Below are 16,910 nucleotides of genomic sequence, written 5' to 3' on the forward strand. Positions count from 1 at the left end.
AAACATGCACCCATGAAAAGGGATTTCGTCTTGTTAAAAAAGCCCGTTTTTATTAACGGGGCAGATTGCAGACAAACTCCCTCGCTGAACGAACAGCAGAGGGAGTTTGTTTAATAATTTGATGAAAATACCGAAGGTGTTTTGATCGTTCACCTTTTGGCGACCTGATTTCCATAGCCAGGTCGCCATTTTTTTCAAGTTCATGGCAGCGAAAACAAGCATCGCCTGCATCGTGACCTTCTCCAGTCCTCGTAAGGTCGTCCAACGCATGCCATGCTTTTCCTTCATATCAGCGAATACACGTTCAATCGTTTCTTTCCGTTTGCTATAGATTTGTTTGTTTTCCTCGGTATGCCGGAGGTGGTCTACCTCTTCGAGGTAATCAGCCCAGATGTGGCGACTCACTCTCTTTGTGTAGTCTTTACTTTCCGTGCATTGTTTCAAGAACGGACAACTTCGGCAAACTTGAGAATTTGATCGATAGATACGGTACCCATCCTTGTTTGTTGTCTCATATGTTAAGATTTGCTCGTTCGGGCAGATGTAGCAGTCGAAATATTCATCATACACATATTCGTGCTTTTTAAAAAAACCTTCTTTGGTGCGTGGTCTTGTGTAGGGCATAACGGGGCGAATCTGGTCATCAAGGAGTGTTTTACTGATGTAAGGCGTCTTGTATCCCGAGTCCACTGCCACAGCTTGAGGCTGTGCAAACGTCTTTCGCACTTGATTCAAAACATCCTCAAAAACCTGACTGTCATGCACATTGCCTGGCGTTACCTTGGCACCAAGCACAAATCCATTTCGATCACATGCTGTATGAAAACTATAAGCAAATACACGTTCCTTTTCCCCTTTTACAAACAATCCGCAATCCGGGTCAGTTGTGCTGACTTTCACCTCCTTCTTCGAAGTTTCTGTCTTTTTTTCAAGGGGCTTCTTTCCATGTGCAATACGATCCTGATTGATTTCTTCGTCCAGCAGCTCTTGATATTTCTTCGCTTGTTCTTCAACGATTTCTTTCACGTATTTATGCTTATTCGCACTGGCTTTTACATGCGTAGCATCAATGAAAAGCACATCAGGCTTCACGAATCCATGATGAACCGCCTCCTCCAATATTCGAAGGAAGATCGACTCGAAGAGTTGAGTATCCCGAAAACGGCGAACATAGTTCTTGCCTAGGGTCGTGAAATGGGGAATGGGCTGACTGAAATCATAGCCAATAAACCACCGATAGGCAACATTGGTTTCGATCTCTTTAATCGTTTGTCGCATGGAACGAATTCCAAAAATATATTGGATGAAAGCAATTTTAACTAAGACTACAGGGTCAACACTGGGTCTGCCATTGTCATGACAGTAGAGGCTTTCCACCAAGTCATAGATGAACGAAAAGTCGATTGCATTTTCAATTTTTCTTACGAGATGATCTTCTGGCACCAACTCATCTAGCGAGAATGCAGATATCTGATAACGCCCTTCGGCCTCTTGCTTATTAAGCATAATGCCACCTCTAAAAAATAACTTTTGAAAACGTAACATGTTCTATATTCAACAAAAAAGCCTGCAGACCCTGTTCCTTACGGAACTTTGTCTACAGGCTGGCCCGTTTTTATTAACGGGGTTTTTTGTATGATGGAGCCCATTTCGGCGGGAAAAACCTGCTTTCCCCGGGACAAGCCACTTTCCTGACAGATTGGCCACCTATTAACATCGGTGGTCTTTTTTTACAAATGGTAAACAAAAATCGGGAAAATTTTATTATTTATTAATCAAACTTACCAACTTTTATGTTATATTGAACATAATATCAATCTGGACAAAAATGGAGATAAAGGCAAACCTGTTGAAAGACAGGGACGCAAAGCCACGGGTCTACGGATATGTGACGATTGTCACATGCTATGACAGCCGGGTTGCCAAACCGAGGCGAGGGAAGAAGGCTGCCGTTTGGCGTCTTCTTTTTTGTTTTCACACATTACATGCAGGAGGGACTCAGCACTTATGTATCTTAGTTTACGAAAAAAGTTGATGCTTCTGATGAGTCTGTTGTTGGCAGTCAGCTTGGCTGTCGTATGTGGTGCAAGCTACATGAGTTCATCCAGTTTCTTGTCTGCCAGTCTGAACAAGGAGGCAGAGATGGCGGCGGAAAGCCTGTCCACGAGAATTGACAGCTTCTTCAAGGAAAAAATCGCCATCGTGGAAACCGTTAGCGAAATGATCTCCGAGGACAATCAGTTTGATCAGGACCTGAAGCTGATTCAAACTGCCCAGACAAAGAACCCGGAGTTTGAAACTTTCTTTTTCTCGTATGACCTGAGCGGTACGAAGGTCATCAACTTTCGGGGGGAGGAGACCAACCCGTCTGACCGCGTTCACTTCAAGGAAGCGTCTAAAGGGGAAGGGAAAATTATCGTCTCGGAACCGGTGACCTCGCAGCGAACTGGCAACAACATCGTGACGATTATTTATCCGCTGATGAAAGACAACCGCCAATACGGTTATGTGGGGTCGACCATTCCGATCAATGAGATCCAGAAAGAGGTCTCCGAGGAAGCGTTCGGCGAAACGGGCTACGCCTTTCTGGTCAGCAAGGCGGGAACCTACATCTGGCATCCTGATGAAGAATTGATTCTGCAAGGAACGATTCTGGAATCTTCGGTCGAGGAATTGAAGAGCGCATATGCAAGTATTCAGGAGGGCGGCAAAGGATTGATCAACTACACGGACGGGTCCGCTGACCAGTTTGCCTCCTATGCCCCTACGAGCCTGGGATGGGGTGTATTTGTCACCGCTCCGGAGAATGAATTGCATAAAGCAGTGAATCAGTTGTTCTTCACTCTGCTGCTCATCTCGGCAGTGGTGTTGCTGGTAGGTCTGGTTCTCTCCTACCTGACAGCAAGAGGCGTCGTCAGGCCGATCCAGCGTCTGAACAAGGCTGTAAACGTGGTCGCGCAGGGGAATTTGACAGAGGCGGTGTCCGTCGAAGGAAAAGACGAAATTGCCGTTCTCTCTCGCGACTTTAACAAGACAGTCTCTCATTTGAAGGATCTGATCGAAGGGGTATCGCACTCTTCGGATCACGTGCTCCGTTATACAAAAGAGGTCTCCACCGGAATCAATCACACGACGAGCACAGTCGAGCAAATCGGTTCCGCGATCGCTCAGATTGCCAAAGGAGCGCAGGCTCAGGCAGTAAGTTCGCAGGATGTGGCGATTTCCATGAACGACATGGCGAGTGGAATCACCAAAATCGCGGAAACTTCTTCCCAGGTTTCCGAGGCAGCCCGCGAGTCTACCGAACAGGCAGAGCAAGGGGCGACTGCCGTGGAACAGGCAGTGCTTCAAATGAACAACATCGGCGAGGCTACAAACAACGCTTCGACTGTCATCGAACGACTGAGCGGACGTTCCCAGGAAATCGGGGGCATTTTGGATACGATCAGCCAGTTGACCGGGCAGATCAACCTGCTCGCGCTCAACGCCTCGATCGAAGCGGCGAGAGCGGGCGAGCACGGACGCGGTTTTGCCGTCGTAGCGGGAGAAGTGAAAAACCTCGCCCATCAGTCGGAGGCGGCAACCATCAAAATCGCCCAACTGATCGAGGAAATCCAGAATGATACGACACATGCCGTAGAAGTCATGGCAGTCGGAAAAGAGAACACGCAAGAAGGCATTCAGATCATCCAGGAGGTTCGCGGCATTTTTGAGCGGATTCTCGAATCCTCGCGCAATGTAGCGTCGCACATCCTGGAAGTCTCTGCCGCATCTGAGCAAATTTCCGCGGGCACTCAGCAGGTAACAGCGGCTGTGGAGGAAATGCATGGAATCGCCAAGCACTCCTCGGCGGATGCTGACAAAGTCGTGGAAGCAACCGCGGAACAGCTCGCGACGATCCAGGAAATCGTCGGTTCTGTCGATCAGTTGAACGGAGTTGTAGAAGAGCTGCAGCAGCGTGTTGGCAAATTCAAGCTGTAAAAACAAGGATTGGCAGAATTGAAAGGGGGGATGCATCCAAGAGCATCACGCAATCATTTATTCCCCAAGTCATTACCATATTTCTGTACTGGATCAGGAGGAGACATCCATGAAAAAGATTACAACATCCATCTTGGCGAGCACGTTCGCCGCAACTATGCTGATTACAGGTGCAGTGGGAGCAAGTGCTGCCACAGTAGCGCCGCAGCAACAATACGCTGCCGTAGACACAGCGAAAGCCAACAAAAAGTTTGAATCGCGTCTCGATGAAATCAAGGCACGCGGTTATATCCTGGTGGGAACGCCTGGTGACTACAAACCGTTCACATATTTGAACCCAGAGACAAACGAGTTCGAGGGTTACGATATTGACGCTATGAAGGCATTCGCGGAAAGCCTGGGTGTGGAGGCGCGTTTCGTGCAAACATCCTGGCCAACCCTGATGTCCGATCTGCTCGCTGACAAATTTGACATCGCGGTAGGCGGCGTGACGCGCAATACGGATCGTCAACAAAAAGCGTACGTGAGCGACGGCTACCTGCTGTTTGGCAAAGTGCCATTGATCCGCGCAGAAGACAAAGACAAGTTCTACTCGGTTGAAGATATCAACAAGCCTGAAGTACGCATCGGTGTAAACCCGGGTGGAACGAACCAGGTTTTCGTAGATACGTATCTGACAGAAGCAAATGTAACAGTCGTGGAAAATAACCTGGACATCCCTGGTCTGGTTGCTGACGGTACATACGACGTGATGATTACCGACACGATTGAAGCGATCGTATACGCAAATGCCGATGACCGCCTTTTCGCACAACGCGTGGACGATCCGTTCACGAAAAGCGAAAAAGGGTACATGATTCATCGCGGAGATTTCATCTTCTCCAGCTACCTGGAGCTGTGGATGGATGAGATGGAACTTCAAGGAAAATTCGATGAGCTGTACGAAAAGTGGGTAAAATAAGAAAACGTATGGACTGGGCAGGCGAGAGTGCATTTCTCTCGCCTGTTTTTTGTGCATGGAGTGGAAATGATTGTCAGGTCAAGTTGCTTTTTTCGTCCCGGCATGGTACGATTAGGGCTATGTTCTTTGCAGGATGCTGTGTATGACAAACGGGAGTAGAAGGGCATATTCCGGATCGTCGGGAATAATGCCCTTTTTTAGTGAGAATTTTAATAGACGAAGGATTGAACAAAAGGAGACTGAAGGGCATTGACAACTTTTTATGAATTTGGATTACATCACTCCGTTACCCGGGCTTTGGGAAACATGGGGTTTGAAGAGGCGACGGCGATACAGGTGCAGACCGTTCCGGTGGCTCTGCAAGGAAAGGACTTGATCGGTCAGGCGCAGACGGGGACAGGGAAGACCGCAGCGTTCGGGATTCCGCTCGTGGAGAGAGTAGACGAAGAGGACCCGCAAATCCAGGCGATCGTCCTGACGCCGACGCGCGAGTTGGCAGTACAGGTCGCCGAGGAGATCAACAAAATCGCCCAGTACAAAAAAATCAGCGCATTGCCGATCTACGGCGGGCAGGACATTACTCGCCAGATCAAGGCGTTGAAAAAGCGGCCGCAAATTATCGTGGCGACACCGGGCCGTTTTATGGACCATATGCGCAGAAGGACGATTCGCCTCGATGCGATCGAGATGGTCGTACTGGATGAAGCTGACGAAATGCTGAACATGGGCTTTATCGACGACATCCGGGAAATCTTGCGCGAAGTACCGGAGCAGCGTCAGACACTGCTGTTTTCGGCGACGATGCCGCGGGCGATCCAGGAAATTGCCCAGCAGTTCATGCATAACCCGGAACTGATTTCCGTCAAGGCAAAAGAAGTGACGGTACCCAACATCGAGCAGCAGTACATGGAAGTCGTGGAAAAGCAGAAGTTTGATGTACTCTGCCGCCTGCTGGACATCCATTCTCCTGAGCTCGCCATCGTTTTCGGGAGAACGAAGCGCCGTGTCGATGAATTGGCGGAAGCCTTGACCAAACGCGGGTACGGAGCGGAAGGCATCCATGGCGACTTGAACCAGGCCAAGCGGGACAGCGTGCTGCGCAAGTTTAAGGAAGGTACGATCGAGGTGCTGGTCGCAACGGACGTGGCGGCGAGGGGGCTCGATATCAGTGGCGTGACCCATGTTTTCAACTTCGACATTCCGCAGGATTCGGAGAGCTACGTCCACCGTATCGGAAGAACGGGCCGTGCCGGAAAAACAGGTCTGGCCGTAACCTTTGTGACACCTCGGGAAATCGACCATTTGCGTCTGATTGAGCGGGCGACGAACCGCAAAATGGAACGCCGTGCAGTGCCGAGCATGTCGGAAGCGATGGAAGGACAGCAGCGCATCGCGGTCGAGAAGCTGATGGAAGCGAGCGGCAGCGACAATCTGGGTGCGTATAAAACACTGGCGGAACAACTGCTGGAAGAGGTAGACTCGGTCACCCTGATTTCCGCTGCGCTCAAGCTGCTGACCAAAGAGCCGGATATGACACCTGTCCGCCTCACGGAAGAAGCGCCTGTACGCGTCGGGAAGAAGCGAGTAACGCCAAAAGGGAAAGGCGGCCCGGGCGGTTACGGAGCCAAGCGGCCACCACGTCCGCGCACGGGAGATTCCCGTCAGCGCAGTGGCGAGTTCCGTCCACGTTCCGGCGACTACCGTCCGCGCAGCGGCGATTCCCGTCCACGTGGCGGCGATCGTCAGCGCTAAATTGAAAAAGAAGCCAGGCCCCTGAGATCGTTCAGGGGCCTGTTTTGCGTCTGCCTCCTCCTCATGCTGCTGGTTCAATTCAGTTTTGGCAACAATGCTGGCGACAAAGCCGAGATTTCATTTTGTTGAGGCCAATATGAAAACGCTTTATATTTTGGTGTAACAGCATGATTCTAAATGTTCTGCACACAGGCGTGCGAAAAAGGAGGTTTGGCGATGGAAAGCGCAGTTGGAAGCAACAAGCCGACAGGCAATGTACGAGTCCGGATACAGAACTTCGGACGGTTTTTGAGCGCGATGGTGATGCCCAATATCGGGGCGTTTATCGCGTGGGGACTGATTACCGCATTATTTATTCCTACGGGCTGGCTGCCCAACGAAAACCTGGCCAAATTGGTCGGGCCGATGATTACGTATCTGTTGCCGCTATTAATCGGATACACAGGTGGCAAGATGATCCACGATGTCCGCGGAGGTGTCGTCGGGGCGATTGCGACGATGGGGGTCGTGGTCGGGACCGACATCCCGATGTTTCTCGGGGCCATGATTATGGGGCCAATCGGCGGATGGGTGATGAAGAAAGTAGACCAATCGCTGGAAGGAAAAATTCGCCCCGGATTTGAAATGCTGATTAACAACTTCACGGCAGGGATCGTGGGCGGCCTGCTGACACTGGTAGCGTTCAGTGCAATCGGACCAGTGGTGCAAGGGTTGAACCAGGCGCTGGCCGCAGGTGTGCAGGCGATCGTCAATGCGGGCTTGCTGCCGCTGGCCAACATCATCGTGGAACCGGCGAAAATCCTTTTCTTGAACAACGCCATCAACCACGGCATTTTCGGTCCGATCGGGCTGGATCAGGCAGCGAAGGCGGGACAGTCAATCTTTTTCCTGCTGGAGACAAATCCCGGTCCTGGTCTGGGTATTCTGCTGGCGTATTGGCTGCTGGGTTCGGGCAATGCCAAGCAATCGGCTCCCGGCGCGGTGGTCATTCACTTCTTCGGCGGAATCCATGAGATTTACTTCCCGTACATCCTGATGAAGCCGCGTCTCATCCTCGCTGTCATCGGGGGCGGTATGGCTGGCGTATTCCTCTTTACCTTGCTTGGCGCCGGACTTGTCGCGCCGCCTTCGCCGGGAAGCATCTTCGCCCTTAGCGCGATGGCTCCGCGCGGCGGCTTGCTGCCAGTGCTGGCTGGTGTGGCCGGAGCGACGATCGTTTCGTTCCTGATTGCAGCGGCGCTGCTGAAAACGAGCCGGGCAGAAGATGAAGGAGAGTTGGAGCAGGCAGCAGAAAAAATGAAGGAATTGAAAGGAAATCAGCCGACAGCTGCGAAAGGGGAAGCATTGACAGCTTCCGCAGTGGAAAACGTGAACAAAGTAGTATTTGCATGCGATGCAGGCATGGGCTCCAGCGCGATGGGAGCAGCTGCACTGCGGAAAAAATTCAAGGAAGCCGGCCTGGAGGAAATCGTCGTGGTCAATGCCGCGATCAATGATATTCCCGCTGATGCAGACATCGTGATTACGCAAAAAACACTTACCTTGCGTGCGCAGGAGAAATTGCCGTCTGCCTGGCATATCTCGATCGACAATTTCCTGAGCAGTCCGGAGTACGACAAGCTGGTGCAAACAATCACCGAAAAACGATAACGCTACTGGTGCTTGCCTTCTTCGCTTTTTCGGTCAAGGAGGGGTGGAATGGTTCTCGTATCTACGCGAAAAAGGGCAATCCTGGAACTGCTGCTTGACGAACCGAGTGGCTTGACCGTAGGGGAAATTGCCGCGCACATCCATGTCAGTGCGCGGACGATTCACCGGGAAATGGACAGTCTGGAAGCGCTGATTCACAGGCACGGGCTGAAGCTGGTGCGAAAGGCAGGCGCTGGCGTGGAGCTGCGGGGGACGACCGAACAAAAAAAGCAGCTCCAGGCGGCGCTTCGCCAGCAGACGACGACGGAATTCACCCCGAAGGAACGCCAGGCAATCATCTTGTGCACGCTTTTGGAAGCGTCCGAACCGGTCAAGCTGATCGCCCTGGCGATTGAGTTGAAGGTAACGAAAGCGACAGTTAGCTACGATCTCGATGAACTGGACAAGCGGCTGCGTCCGTTGGGCATCACCCTGTTGCGCAAAAGAGGCTACGGGGTGGAGCTGATCGGCTCCGAGTCATCCAAGCGCAGGGTAATTAGCGGCTTGATCGCCGATCACTTAAACGACCATCAAATGGTGGAGATCATCAAGGAGACGATCCAGACCAACAAGCTGCCGGACAGTGCGAATTCCTTGACAGAGCGTCTTCTGCAATTGGTCAACCGTGAAAAGCTGATCAAGGTCGAGCAAGTGCTTCATTCGCTCGAAAAGGAGCTGCCGAATCCGCTGGCTGACAGTGCGTACATCGGGTTGGTCACACATTTGGCGATGACCGTGGAACGCGTGGAGAAAGGGGAAAATATCCACATCGAAGAACGTGCCTTGACGGAACTGGCGCAGACGGTGGAGTACCAGACTGCAAAAAAAATTATGGAGCGTATCGAAGAAAAGCTCTCGATCAAAATGCCGGAGGCGGAGGCGGGCTACATCAGCATGCATTTGCGTGGAGCCAAACTCCGCCAGTCGCAGCATGAAGCGTTTTGGGCGGCGAGTGCGGAGCTGATGAATGCCACACAGGGCATGATCCGTTTCTGCGAAGAGCGGCTGGGGATTTCGCTTGCGGAGGACAGCGCTCTTTTTCACGGCCTGCTGACCCATTTGGAGCCTGCGCTCTATCGGCTTAAATCCAATCTGGAGATTCGCAATCCGCTGCTTGCCCAGATCAAGCACAATTACCCGGAACTGTTTGCCGTCACACGTGAGGCTGCAGTCCGGTTTTTTCCCGATATTCACGTCCCGGACGAAGAAGTGGGCTATCTGGTTATGCATCTTGGAGCTGCGGTGGAGCGCTCGATGACGGAACAGCAACGGTATCGGGCACTGATCGTCTGCTCCAGCGGGATCGGGTCTTCGCGCATTTTGGCGACACGTATCCAGAAGGAAATCCCGGAAATCGTCCATTTGCAAAACCTGTCCTTGTTCGATGTCGGAAAGATCCCCAAGCAGGAGTACGACCTGATGATTTCGACTATTCCGCTGCCTGTTCCGGAGTGGGAATACGTGATGGTCAGTCCGCTGTTGCCGCCGGAGGACGTGCAAAAAATCAAGGCGCATGTGCGGCAGACTCGCGGGGAGCCATTCGCAAGTGCCGGAAAACGGATGCTGCTCGTCGACGGACAGCCGTTGCAGCAGTTGCAAAAGATGCATCTGTACAGCGGTTGTGCTCTGGACCTGCTCGATGGTCTGCGCGTATACCGCTGGGACAATGACGGAGAAAGCGTGGAGCGGCTCTTGCACGAGATCGGTGGGGAACTGGCGGCACAGGGAGTCGTTTTGGACGGGAAGGCTGTCGCTGCGAAGTTGCTCCGGCGCGAGCGGCTGGGCGGGCTGGGGATTCCGGGTACAGAGATGGCCTTGTTTCACGGCAAGTTTGCCGAAGTGAACCAGCCTTCGTTTACTGTGCACATGCTGCGACAGCCGTTGCGCATGCGTTCGATGGATGAGCAGGGGATGCTCGTCCGCCAGCTGCTGCTCTTGATTGGACCGGAACAGATGGGCCAGGAGCAGTTGGAAGTGGTCAGCGAGATCAGCTCCATGCTGATCGAGGAAGAGATGCAAAGCATCGTGGCAGACGGGCAGGAGGAGCAGCTTCGCGAGTATTTGGGGGAGCAATTGCAGCGCTTCTGCCTGAACAAAATTGGATGGGAGAGAAAGAGATGAACAGGACAGACAACTTGCTGGGGAAGGACAAAATCATACTGAATGCCAAGCCGCGTGACAAATGGGAAGCGATTCGCATGGCCGGCGATTTGTTGGTAAAGGCGGGGCATGTCACGCCTGCGTACGTAGAGAAAATGGAGGGGCGGGAGCGGCTCGCCACGACGTACATCGGCAGCGGGGTCGCCATCCCGCACGGTACCCTCGATTCCAAAGGGGAAATTAAATCGACGGGCATTTCAGTCGTGCAAGTGCCAGGCGGCCTCGATTTTGGCGAGGGGAACACGGTGTATGTGCTGCTCGGCATTGCCGCTGTCGGTTCAGAGCATCTCGATGTCCTGTCGCATATCGCCATCGTATGTTCAGACGAGGACAATGTGCGCAAGGCAGCATCTGCCCAGACTGCCGAGGAGATCATCGCGTTGTTTGGGGGAGGACTGTAATGCGCCGTGCTGTACATTTTGGGGCAGGCAATATCGGACGGGGCTTTATCGGTCAGCTTTTGTACCAGGCCGGCTACGATGTCGTATTCGTCGATGTCAATCGGGAGGTCGTCGACGAGTTGAATCGGCGACAGGCGTACGATGTGCAACTGGCTACAGCGGAAGCTCCGCTTTTGCCTGTGGAGAGGGTGCGCGCCCTCGATGCGAGGGATGTGAACACGGTTGCAGAGGTGATTGCCGGCGCTGGCCTGGTGACGACTGCGGTAGGCGTCCACATCCTGCCGCATCTCGCCGAGACGATCGCCCACGGGATTTCCCGGAGATTGGCCACGACCGACAGACCGCTCAATGTGATTGCCTGTGAAAACAAAATCGGCAGCAGCACGTTTTTGCGGGAGCAGGTGTGGCGCTACCTCGGGGAAGCCGAGCAGATCGAAGCGGCGGAACGGATTGGCTTCCCGGATGCGGCGGTAGACCGGATCGTCCCGGTGCAGCAGCACGAGGACAAACTGCGTGTAACAGTGGAGCCATTCTTTGAGTGGGTCGTGGAGCAGCCGTCGATCAAGGGCGAACTTCCCGATATTGCCGGGGTGACCTATGTGGAGCAGATTCGTCCGTACGTGGAAAGAAAGCTGTATACGGTCAATACGGGTCATGCGATGCTGGCTTATCTCGGCCACCTGCGGGGATACGCCACGATCGACCAGGCGATGGAGGATACGGTAGTCAGGCAGGCAGCCAAAGGCGTGCTGAGGGAAACCGGCCAGCTCTTGTCCGCCAAGCACGGGTTTGATCCCGCGACACACGCGCACTATACGGAGAAGATCTTGGAGCGGTTCGCCAATCCGCTTTTGGACGACAAGGTGACGAGGGTGGGACGCGATCCGATCTCCAAGCTGGCGCCGGACAATCGGTTGGTGGCTCCGGCAATGGAGTGCGTAGAACGTGGCATTGTGCCGGAGTATTTGGGGATGGCGATCGCAGCCGCTCTCTTGTTTGATTGTGCAGAAGATACGGCCTCGGTGCGCTTGCAGTCGGAAATCCGGGAACTGGGGCTACGAGAGGTATTGCACAGCTACACGCAAATTCCTCCGGGGCACGTATTGGAGGGCATCGTCCTGCGTCACGTCAAGGAGCTGCAAAAGACAGCACAATCTACAGATGGAAAGGCAGGTGTCTGAGCATGTCCCGGAAAATAAACGGTGTGAAGGCTTCGGGTGGAATCGCCATCGCCCGGGCTGTCTTGCTCGGCAGCTCCGGGCTGGAGCAGTACATCCCGGATGGCCATTGTGCGGATGCCGCAAGTGAGCTGGCACGGCTCGCGGAGTCGATCGAAAAAGCGAAGGCAGACCTGGTTGCCATCTGTGCCCGCGTGGCCGAAGAGATGGGGGAAGAGCAGGCGGACATATTCCGGGCGCATCTGCTGTTCCTGGAAGACCCGGAAATGGCAGGCATGGTGCAGCAGAAAATTGAGGGGGAGCGGCTGCTTGCAGAACGCGCGCTGCACGAAGTGGCGCAGGAACTCATCCGGCAGTTTGAGCAGATGGATAATGCGTACATGAAAGAGCGGGCTGCGGACATCCGTGACGTAACGAACCGCGTCCTGGCCCATTTGCTGGGCAGGCCGCTGGACGCTTTGACAGAACTGCGCGAGGATGTGGTTTTGGTCGCCTGGGATCTGAGCCCGTCAGATACTGCGCAGTTAGACCGCCGATATGTAAAAGGCTTTGTTACGGATACGGGCGGACCGACCTCGCACTCTGCGATTATGGCCCGGACGCTGGGAATCCCGGCTGTGGTCGGCACCAAGCAGGCGACGAGCCTGATCGGATCGGGGACGATCCTGATTCTCGATGGAGACGAAGGCGTGGTCATCTGCGATCCGGACGAAGAGGAGCTTGCTTTTTATCGAAGAAAGCTGGCAGAGCAGACGACTCTCAAAGCCGAGTTGGAGGGTCTGGTGCGGCAGCCCAGCGTAAGCAGGGACGGGCATCGCGTCGAGCTGGGGGTCAATATCGGCAACCCGGGCGATCTGGCTGCAGCGATAGCCAACGGCGCAGAAGGAGTAGGACTGTTCCGTACCGAATTTCTGTACATGGGAAGAGAGGATTTCCCCACTGAAGAGGAGCAACTCCAGTCCTACAAGCTAGTCCTCGAACAGATGGAGGACAAACCGGTCGTAATCCGAACGCTGGACATCGGCGGAGACAAGCATCTCGACTACCTCTCTCTGCCGCAGGAGGCCAACCCGTTCCTGGGTCATCGGGCCATCCGTCTGTGCCTGGACGAACAGGAGCTGTTTCGGACGCAGCTTCGCGCCCTGCTGCGGGCAAGTGTGTACGGCAAACTGAAAATTCTCTTTCCGATGATCGCCGCCTTTGAAGAACTGCAGCAGGCAAAGGGCATGCTCGCCGAGGAAAAAGCAGCATTGCGCAAGCGCGGCATCCCCGTCTCCGACGATGTGGAAATCGGCATCATGGTCGAGATTCCGGCGGCGGCGCTAATGGCGGATATGCTTGCCGATGAGGTCGACTTTTTCAGCATCGGAACCAATGACCTGATTCAGTACACGATGGCTGCCGACCGGATGAACGAGCGGGTGGCCCATCTCTACCAGCCGTACCATCCGGCTGTTTTGCGCCTGATTTATACGGTGATTCAGGCGGCCCACGCCAAAGGCAAGTGGGTGGGGATGTGCGGAGAGATGGCCGGCGACCCGGTCGCAATCCCAATTCTTCTGGGCATGGGCCTGGACGAATTCAGCATGAGCGCGGGCAGCTTGCTGCCTGCCAGACGGCAGTTGCTCGGCCTGAGCAGGGAAGAGGCGGCGAGCCGGATCGAGACGCTGCTTTCCATGCGTACCTCGCAGCAGGTGGAGGAATATATACGGCGAATCTATTTACAAACCTGAGCTTCTGGGAGGAACATACACATGCTGGAGAAAAAAATTATCGTTCAACTGGAACACGGTTTGCATGCCAGACCTGCAGCTACCTTTGTGAAGAAGGCTTCTTCGTTTGCGAGCGATATTCAGCTCGTGAAAAAAGAGAAGACTGTCAACGGCAAAAGCATCATGGGTGTCATGGCAGCGGCAATCGGCAAAGGAGAAGTCGTGACGCTGATTGCAGATGGAGTAGACGAGGAAGAGGCAATCGTCGAACTGGAAAAGCTGCTGCTGCAGGCAGAAATGTAAAACGGCTTGGCAAGCGAGAAAGGCTCCTTCGAGGTCTGGAACGACAGACCAAGGGAGCCTTACTTTCTGTTTCTTTCCCTATTCGTCAAACAGCGGTTTGTCCTCGATCAGCGTTACGCCGGGAAGGGGAGTAACCTCGGAGATATCGTAAACGGGCAGTTGTACACCATCTTCATACGTAATGGTTATCGGATTTTGAGCATGAGCCGGTATTTCATAGTGGCTGATACTGACCGTTCTCGTGATTTTGTCCCAGACAACCTGACCGTTGAATACTTGGGCGACAAAAGTGGCTGGGACCATGATCGAGCCGTTTACTTTGCTGACGGGATCGAACATCTCTGTCGGCGTGCCATTCACGGTGGCTTGCTTGCTGCCGACGGTAACCAACAGGTTCATCCCTTCCTTTGTGGCTTTCACAGAAGAGGTCTCAGGTACCCATTCGATCTGGAAGCCATCCGCCTCAAAAATCGGGCGCATAGGCAGCATGATCAGACCTTCCTCCAAAGTCGGTGCCTGACTGTAGGCTACCGCCTGTCCGTTTACTTCCAGGCGCAGCGTCGCAGAGGCGTCAACCGACTGGATCGGGCCAGCGTAAAGAGGCGCGAGAAGGGTAAGAGAGAGAAGTAGAGTGCGAAAATTTTTCAAAATAAACGGCCTCCATTTTTAGTTAAGGTAAAAACTAGTGATATTTTATCAAAACCAGTCCGTAAAAGCGATCAAAACTAACGACAGCCCGGAAAGCAAGACCGAAGTAGCGACCATGGCTGCCAACGGTCTGCCCGCCTTGCCCAGAGCACGCAGATTGATGTCCAGGCCCATGCCCGCCATCGCCATCGTCAGGATAAAGGTCGTCACGGTTGCCGCAGCCGTCTGAAAGGTTTCTGTCACCGGGATGTAGGTGCCCAGCACATACGTCCCAAACAGGCTCATGGCGAGAAATCCGGGGAGAAACCACGGAAAGGAAATATTTGCCTCTCCTTCTGCTGACCCTTTGCGCTTCACCATGTACATGATGATCAGGCAGAGCGGGACGAGCAGCAGGACGCGCCCCAATTTTGCCAAAAGAGCCATCGCCACTGCGTCCTCTCCGGCGGGAGCTGCCGCCAGCGCTACATTGGCCAATTCATGCAGGCTGATCCCTGACCAGACTCCATATGCCGCGTCCGACAAGGGCAAATAAGGTCGGACGAACGTGTACAACAGCGCGAAGCAAGTGCCGACCAGTGCGATCATGCCGACGCTGACCGCCGTATCTTCGTCTTTTGCCCGGATGATCGGGGAGACGGCGGCGATGGCAGCAGCTCCACACACGCCTGTTCCGACCCCGAGCAAAAGCGGAATCGATGAGGGCGAATTTTTCTGCTTGCTGAATCCTTGCATGAGCAGGATGGCAAAGAGGACGACCGCGGCGTCGAGCAGCAGCAGGCCAAGCCCCTGGCTCAACACTATGCCGATGTTCAGCTTCAAACCGTATAAAATGATTGCGAAGCGCAGCAGTTTTTTTGCGGCAAACTGAAGGCCGGGACGAAGCGCTTCCGGGTATCCGAACACGCTTCGATACGCCACCGCTAAAAAAATCGCACAGGCAAGCGGACCGATCCGGTCAAAGCCGGGAATCATGGACAGGCCAAATCCTGCCAGAGCGATCAACAATGTACAGGCAATACCACCACTCAAAGCGAACATGTTCTCTCATTCCCCCTATTGGATACTCCCCAGCATACCGCAACCACGTATATAAGGAAAATAAATGATAATAATTGTAATCATAAGTAAAAGGTTATAGTAAAATGGGGGCAGAGCAGAGGAAAGGAGTCATGCGTAGTGGACCAGCAATTGCGCGTGTTTGTCACAGTAGTGGAGCGCCGCAGCTTTTCCCGGGCAGCGGAGGAGCTTCATATGACACAGCCTGCGGTCAGCCAGTACATCAAGTCGCTGGAACAGGCGATGGGCTGCACGCTGCTGGAGCGAAACAACAAATACGTCCAACTGAATAAAGCCGGAGAACTTGTCTATCACCACGCCAAAGAAATATTGGGCTTGTACATCCGCATGCACCATCTGGTTGAAGACATGCTGCATACACCAGGCGGCCCGTTGACGATCGGGGCCAGCTACACGTACGGAGAATACGTGCTGCCGCATGTGATTTCCCGCATGCGGGAGCAGTACCCGCTGATTACACCTGCAATCACGATCCACAATTCCCGCGTCATTTCCTCGCAGGTAGCCAGTCGGCAGCTCGATGTGGGCATCGTCGAGAGCGAATACGTAGGCGAAAAAATGGATGTGGAGCCGATCGCCGACGACCGCATGTATGTGATCGCCTCGTCCCGCCACCCGCTGGCAGCAAAGGAGCGGGTAACCCGGGAAGAGTTGGCGGAGCAGACCTGGATCGTCCGGGAAGAGGGCTCGGGGACGAGAGAAGCGGCGGAAAAGCTGTTTGACCAGCTGCACATTCGTCCACAAAAGCTGATGGAGTTCGGCAGCACCCAGCTCATCAAGGAGTCGGTCGAGGCGGGACTGGGCATCAGCTTGCTCTCGTTTTGGGCCATCCGCAAAGAACAGCAGTTGGACACACTGTGCACTCTGAATGTCGAACAAACCCCGGTGACGCGAAAGTTTTCACTCGTCACGCAGTCCAATCCGTTTCGCACGAAGGCGTTGGAAGTGTTTCTCGATTTGCTGCGTCGAGGGTAGCGTGGCGCGGCAGGGCAGCGAGGTGCAAGCGCATTTCGTTTCATGTAAAATTGATAGGAATCTCATACAC

At 53.7% G+C, this 16,910-nt stretch carries 13 protein-coding genes and 1 riboswitch; of the genes, 10 read left to right on the forward strand and 3 right to left on the reverse strand.

The window, feature by feature from the left end:
- Window positions 1–33: 33 nt before the first annotated feature.
- A complete protein-coding gene (locus tag ACAF76_RS00895; RefSeq protein ID WP_421617400.1) occupies window positions 34–1,506 on the reverse strand; it encodes an IS1182 family transposase in 1,473 nt (490 codons plus the stop codon).
- A gap of 323 nt (window positions 1,507–1,829) precedes the next feature.
- Window positions 1,830–1,927: riboswitch (cyclic di-GMP riboswitch) on the forward strand.
- A gap of 80 nt (window positions 1,928–2,007) precedes the next feature.
- On the opposite strand from ACAF76_RS00895, the gene ACAF76_RS00900 reads away from it, so the two are divergent.
- The 9 genes from ACAF76_RS00900 (at window position 2,008) to ACAF76_RS00940 (ending at window position 14,137) form a co-directional block, all read left to right on the forward strand.
- Entirely contained in the window at window positions 2,008–3,981 is a 1,974-nt protein-coding gene (locus tag ACAF76_RS00900) for a methyl-accepting chemotaxis protein (protein WP_400162162.1), read from the forward strand.
- A gap of 109 nt (window positions 3,982–4,090) precedes the next feature.
- Window positions 4,091–4,942, forward strand: coding sequence for a transporter substrate-binding domain-containing protein (locus ACAF76_RS00905; protein WP_400162163.1), 852 nt, complete (start codon window positions 4,091–4,093; stop codon window positions 4,940–4,942).
- Between the two features lie 249 nt (window positions 4,943–5,191).
- Window positions 5,192–6,694 (forward strand): DEAD/DEAH box helicase, encoded by a 1,503-nt coding sequence (locus tag ACAF76_RS00910; protein WP_400162164.1) that lies wholly within the window; start codon window positions 5,192–5,194, stop codon window positions 6,692–6,694.
- A 216-nt stretch (window positions 6,695–6,910) separates the two neighbouring features.
- Entirely contained in the window at window positions 6,911–8,344 is a 1,434-nt protein-coding gene (locus ACAF76_RS00915; RefSeq protein ID WP_400162165.1) for a PTS mannitol transporter subunit IICB, read from the forward strand.
- 48 nt (window positions 8,345–8,392) lie between these two features.
- Window positions 8,393–10,504, forward strand: a complete 2,112-nt coding sequence (locus ACAF76_RS00920; RefSeq protein ID WP_400162166.1) for a BglG family transcription antiterminator — start codon at window positions 8,393–8,395, stop codon at window positions 10,502–10,504.
- Window positions 10,501–10,944: a PTS sugar transporter subunit IIA gene (locus ACAF76_RS00925; protein ID WP_400162167.1), complete on the forward strand. Its 444-nt coding sequence runs from the start codon at window positions 10,501–10,503 to the stop codon at window positions 10,942–10,944. Before ACAF76_RS00920 ends, ACAF76_RS00925 begins: the two co-directional genes overlap by 4 nt.
- Window positions 10,944–12,125 (forward strand): mannitol-1-phosphate 5-dehydrogenase, encoded by a 1,182-nt coding sequence (locus ACAF76_RS00930; protein ID WP_400162168.1) that lies wholly within the window; start codon window positions 10,944–10,946, stop codon window positions 12,123–12,125. Before ACAF76_RS00925 ends, ACAF76_RS00930 begins: the two co-directional genes overlap by 1 nt.
- A gap of 2 nt (window positions 12,126–12,127) precedes the next feature.
- A complete protein-coding gene (gene ptsP, locus ACAF76_RS00935; RefSeq protein WP_400162169.1) occupies window positions 12,128–13,855 on the forward strand; it encodes a phosphoenolpyruvate--protein phosphotransferase in 1,728 nt (575 codons plus the stop codon).
- 21 nt (window positions 13,856–13,876) lie between these two features.
- Complete coding sequence (locus tag ACAF76_RS00940; protein ID WP_400162170.1) at window positions 13,877–14,137, forward strand: HPr family phosphocarrier protein; 261 nt, start codon at window positions 13,877–13,879, stop codon at window positions 14,135–14,137.
- A 78-nt stretch (window positions 14,138–14,215) separates the two neighbouring features.
- On the opposite strand, the gene ACAF76_RS00945 is transcribed toward ACAF76_RS00940, so the two are convergent.
- Window positions 14,216–14,785, reverse strand: a complete 570-nt coding sequence (locus tag ACAF76_RS00945) for a copper amine oxidase N-terminal domain-containing protein (RefSeq protein ID WP_400162171.1) — start codon at window positions 14,783–14,785, stop codon at window positions 14,216–14,218.
- A gap of 48 nt (window positions 14,786–14,833) precedes the next feature.
- A complete protein-coding gene (locus ACAF76_RS00950; protein WP_400162172.1) occupies window positions 14,834–15,826 on the reverse strand; it encodes a YeiH family protein in 993 nt (330 codons plus the stop codon).
- Window positions 15,827–15,964: 138 nt separating this feature from the next.
- On the opposite strand from ACAF76_RS00950, the gene ACAF76_RS00955 reads away from it, so the two are divergent.
- Window positions 15,965–16,840 carry a LysR family transcriptional regulator gene (locus ACAF76_RS00955; protein ID WP_400162173.1) on the forward strand — a complete coding sequence of 292 codons (876 nt, stop codon included), beginning with the start codon at window positions 15,965–15,967 and terminating at the stop codon, window positions 16,838–16,840.
- Window positions 16,841–16,910: the final 70 nt, after the last annotated feature.

Origin of the sequence: Brevibacillus sp. TJ4 (assembly GCF_044627595.2) — a bacterium.
Classification (GTDB): Bacteria; Bacillota; Bacilli; order Brevibacillales; family Brevibacillaceae; genus Brevibacillus.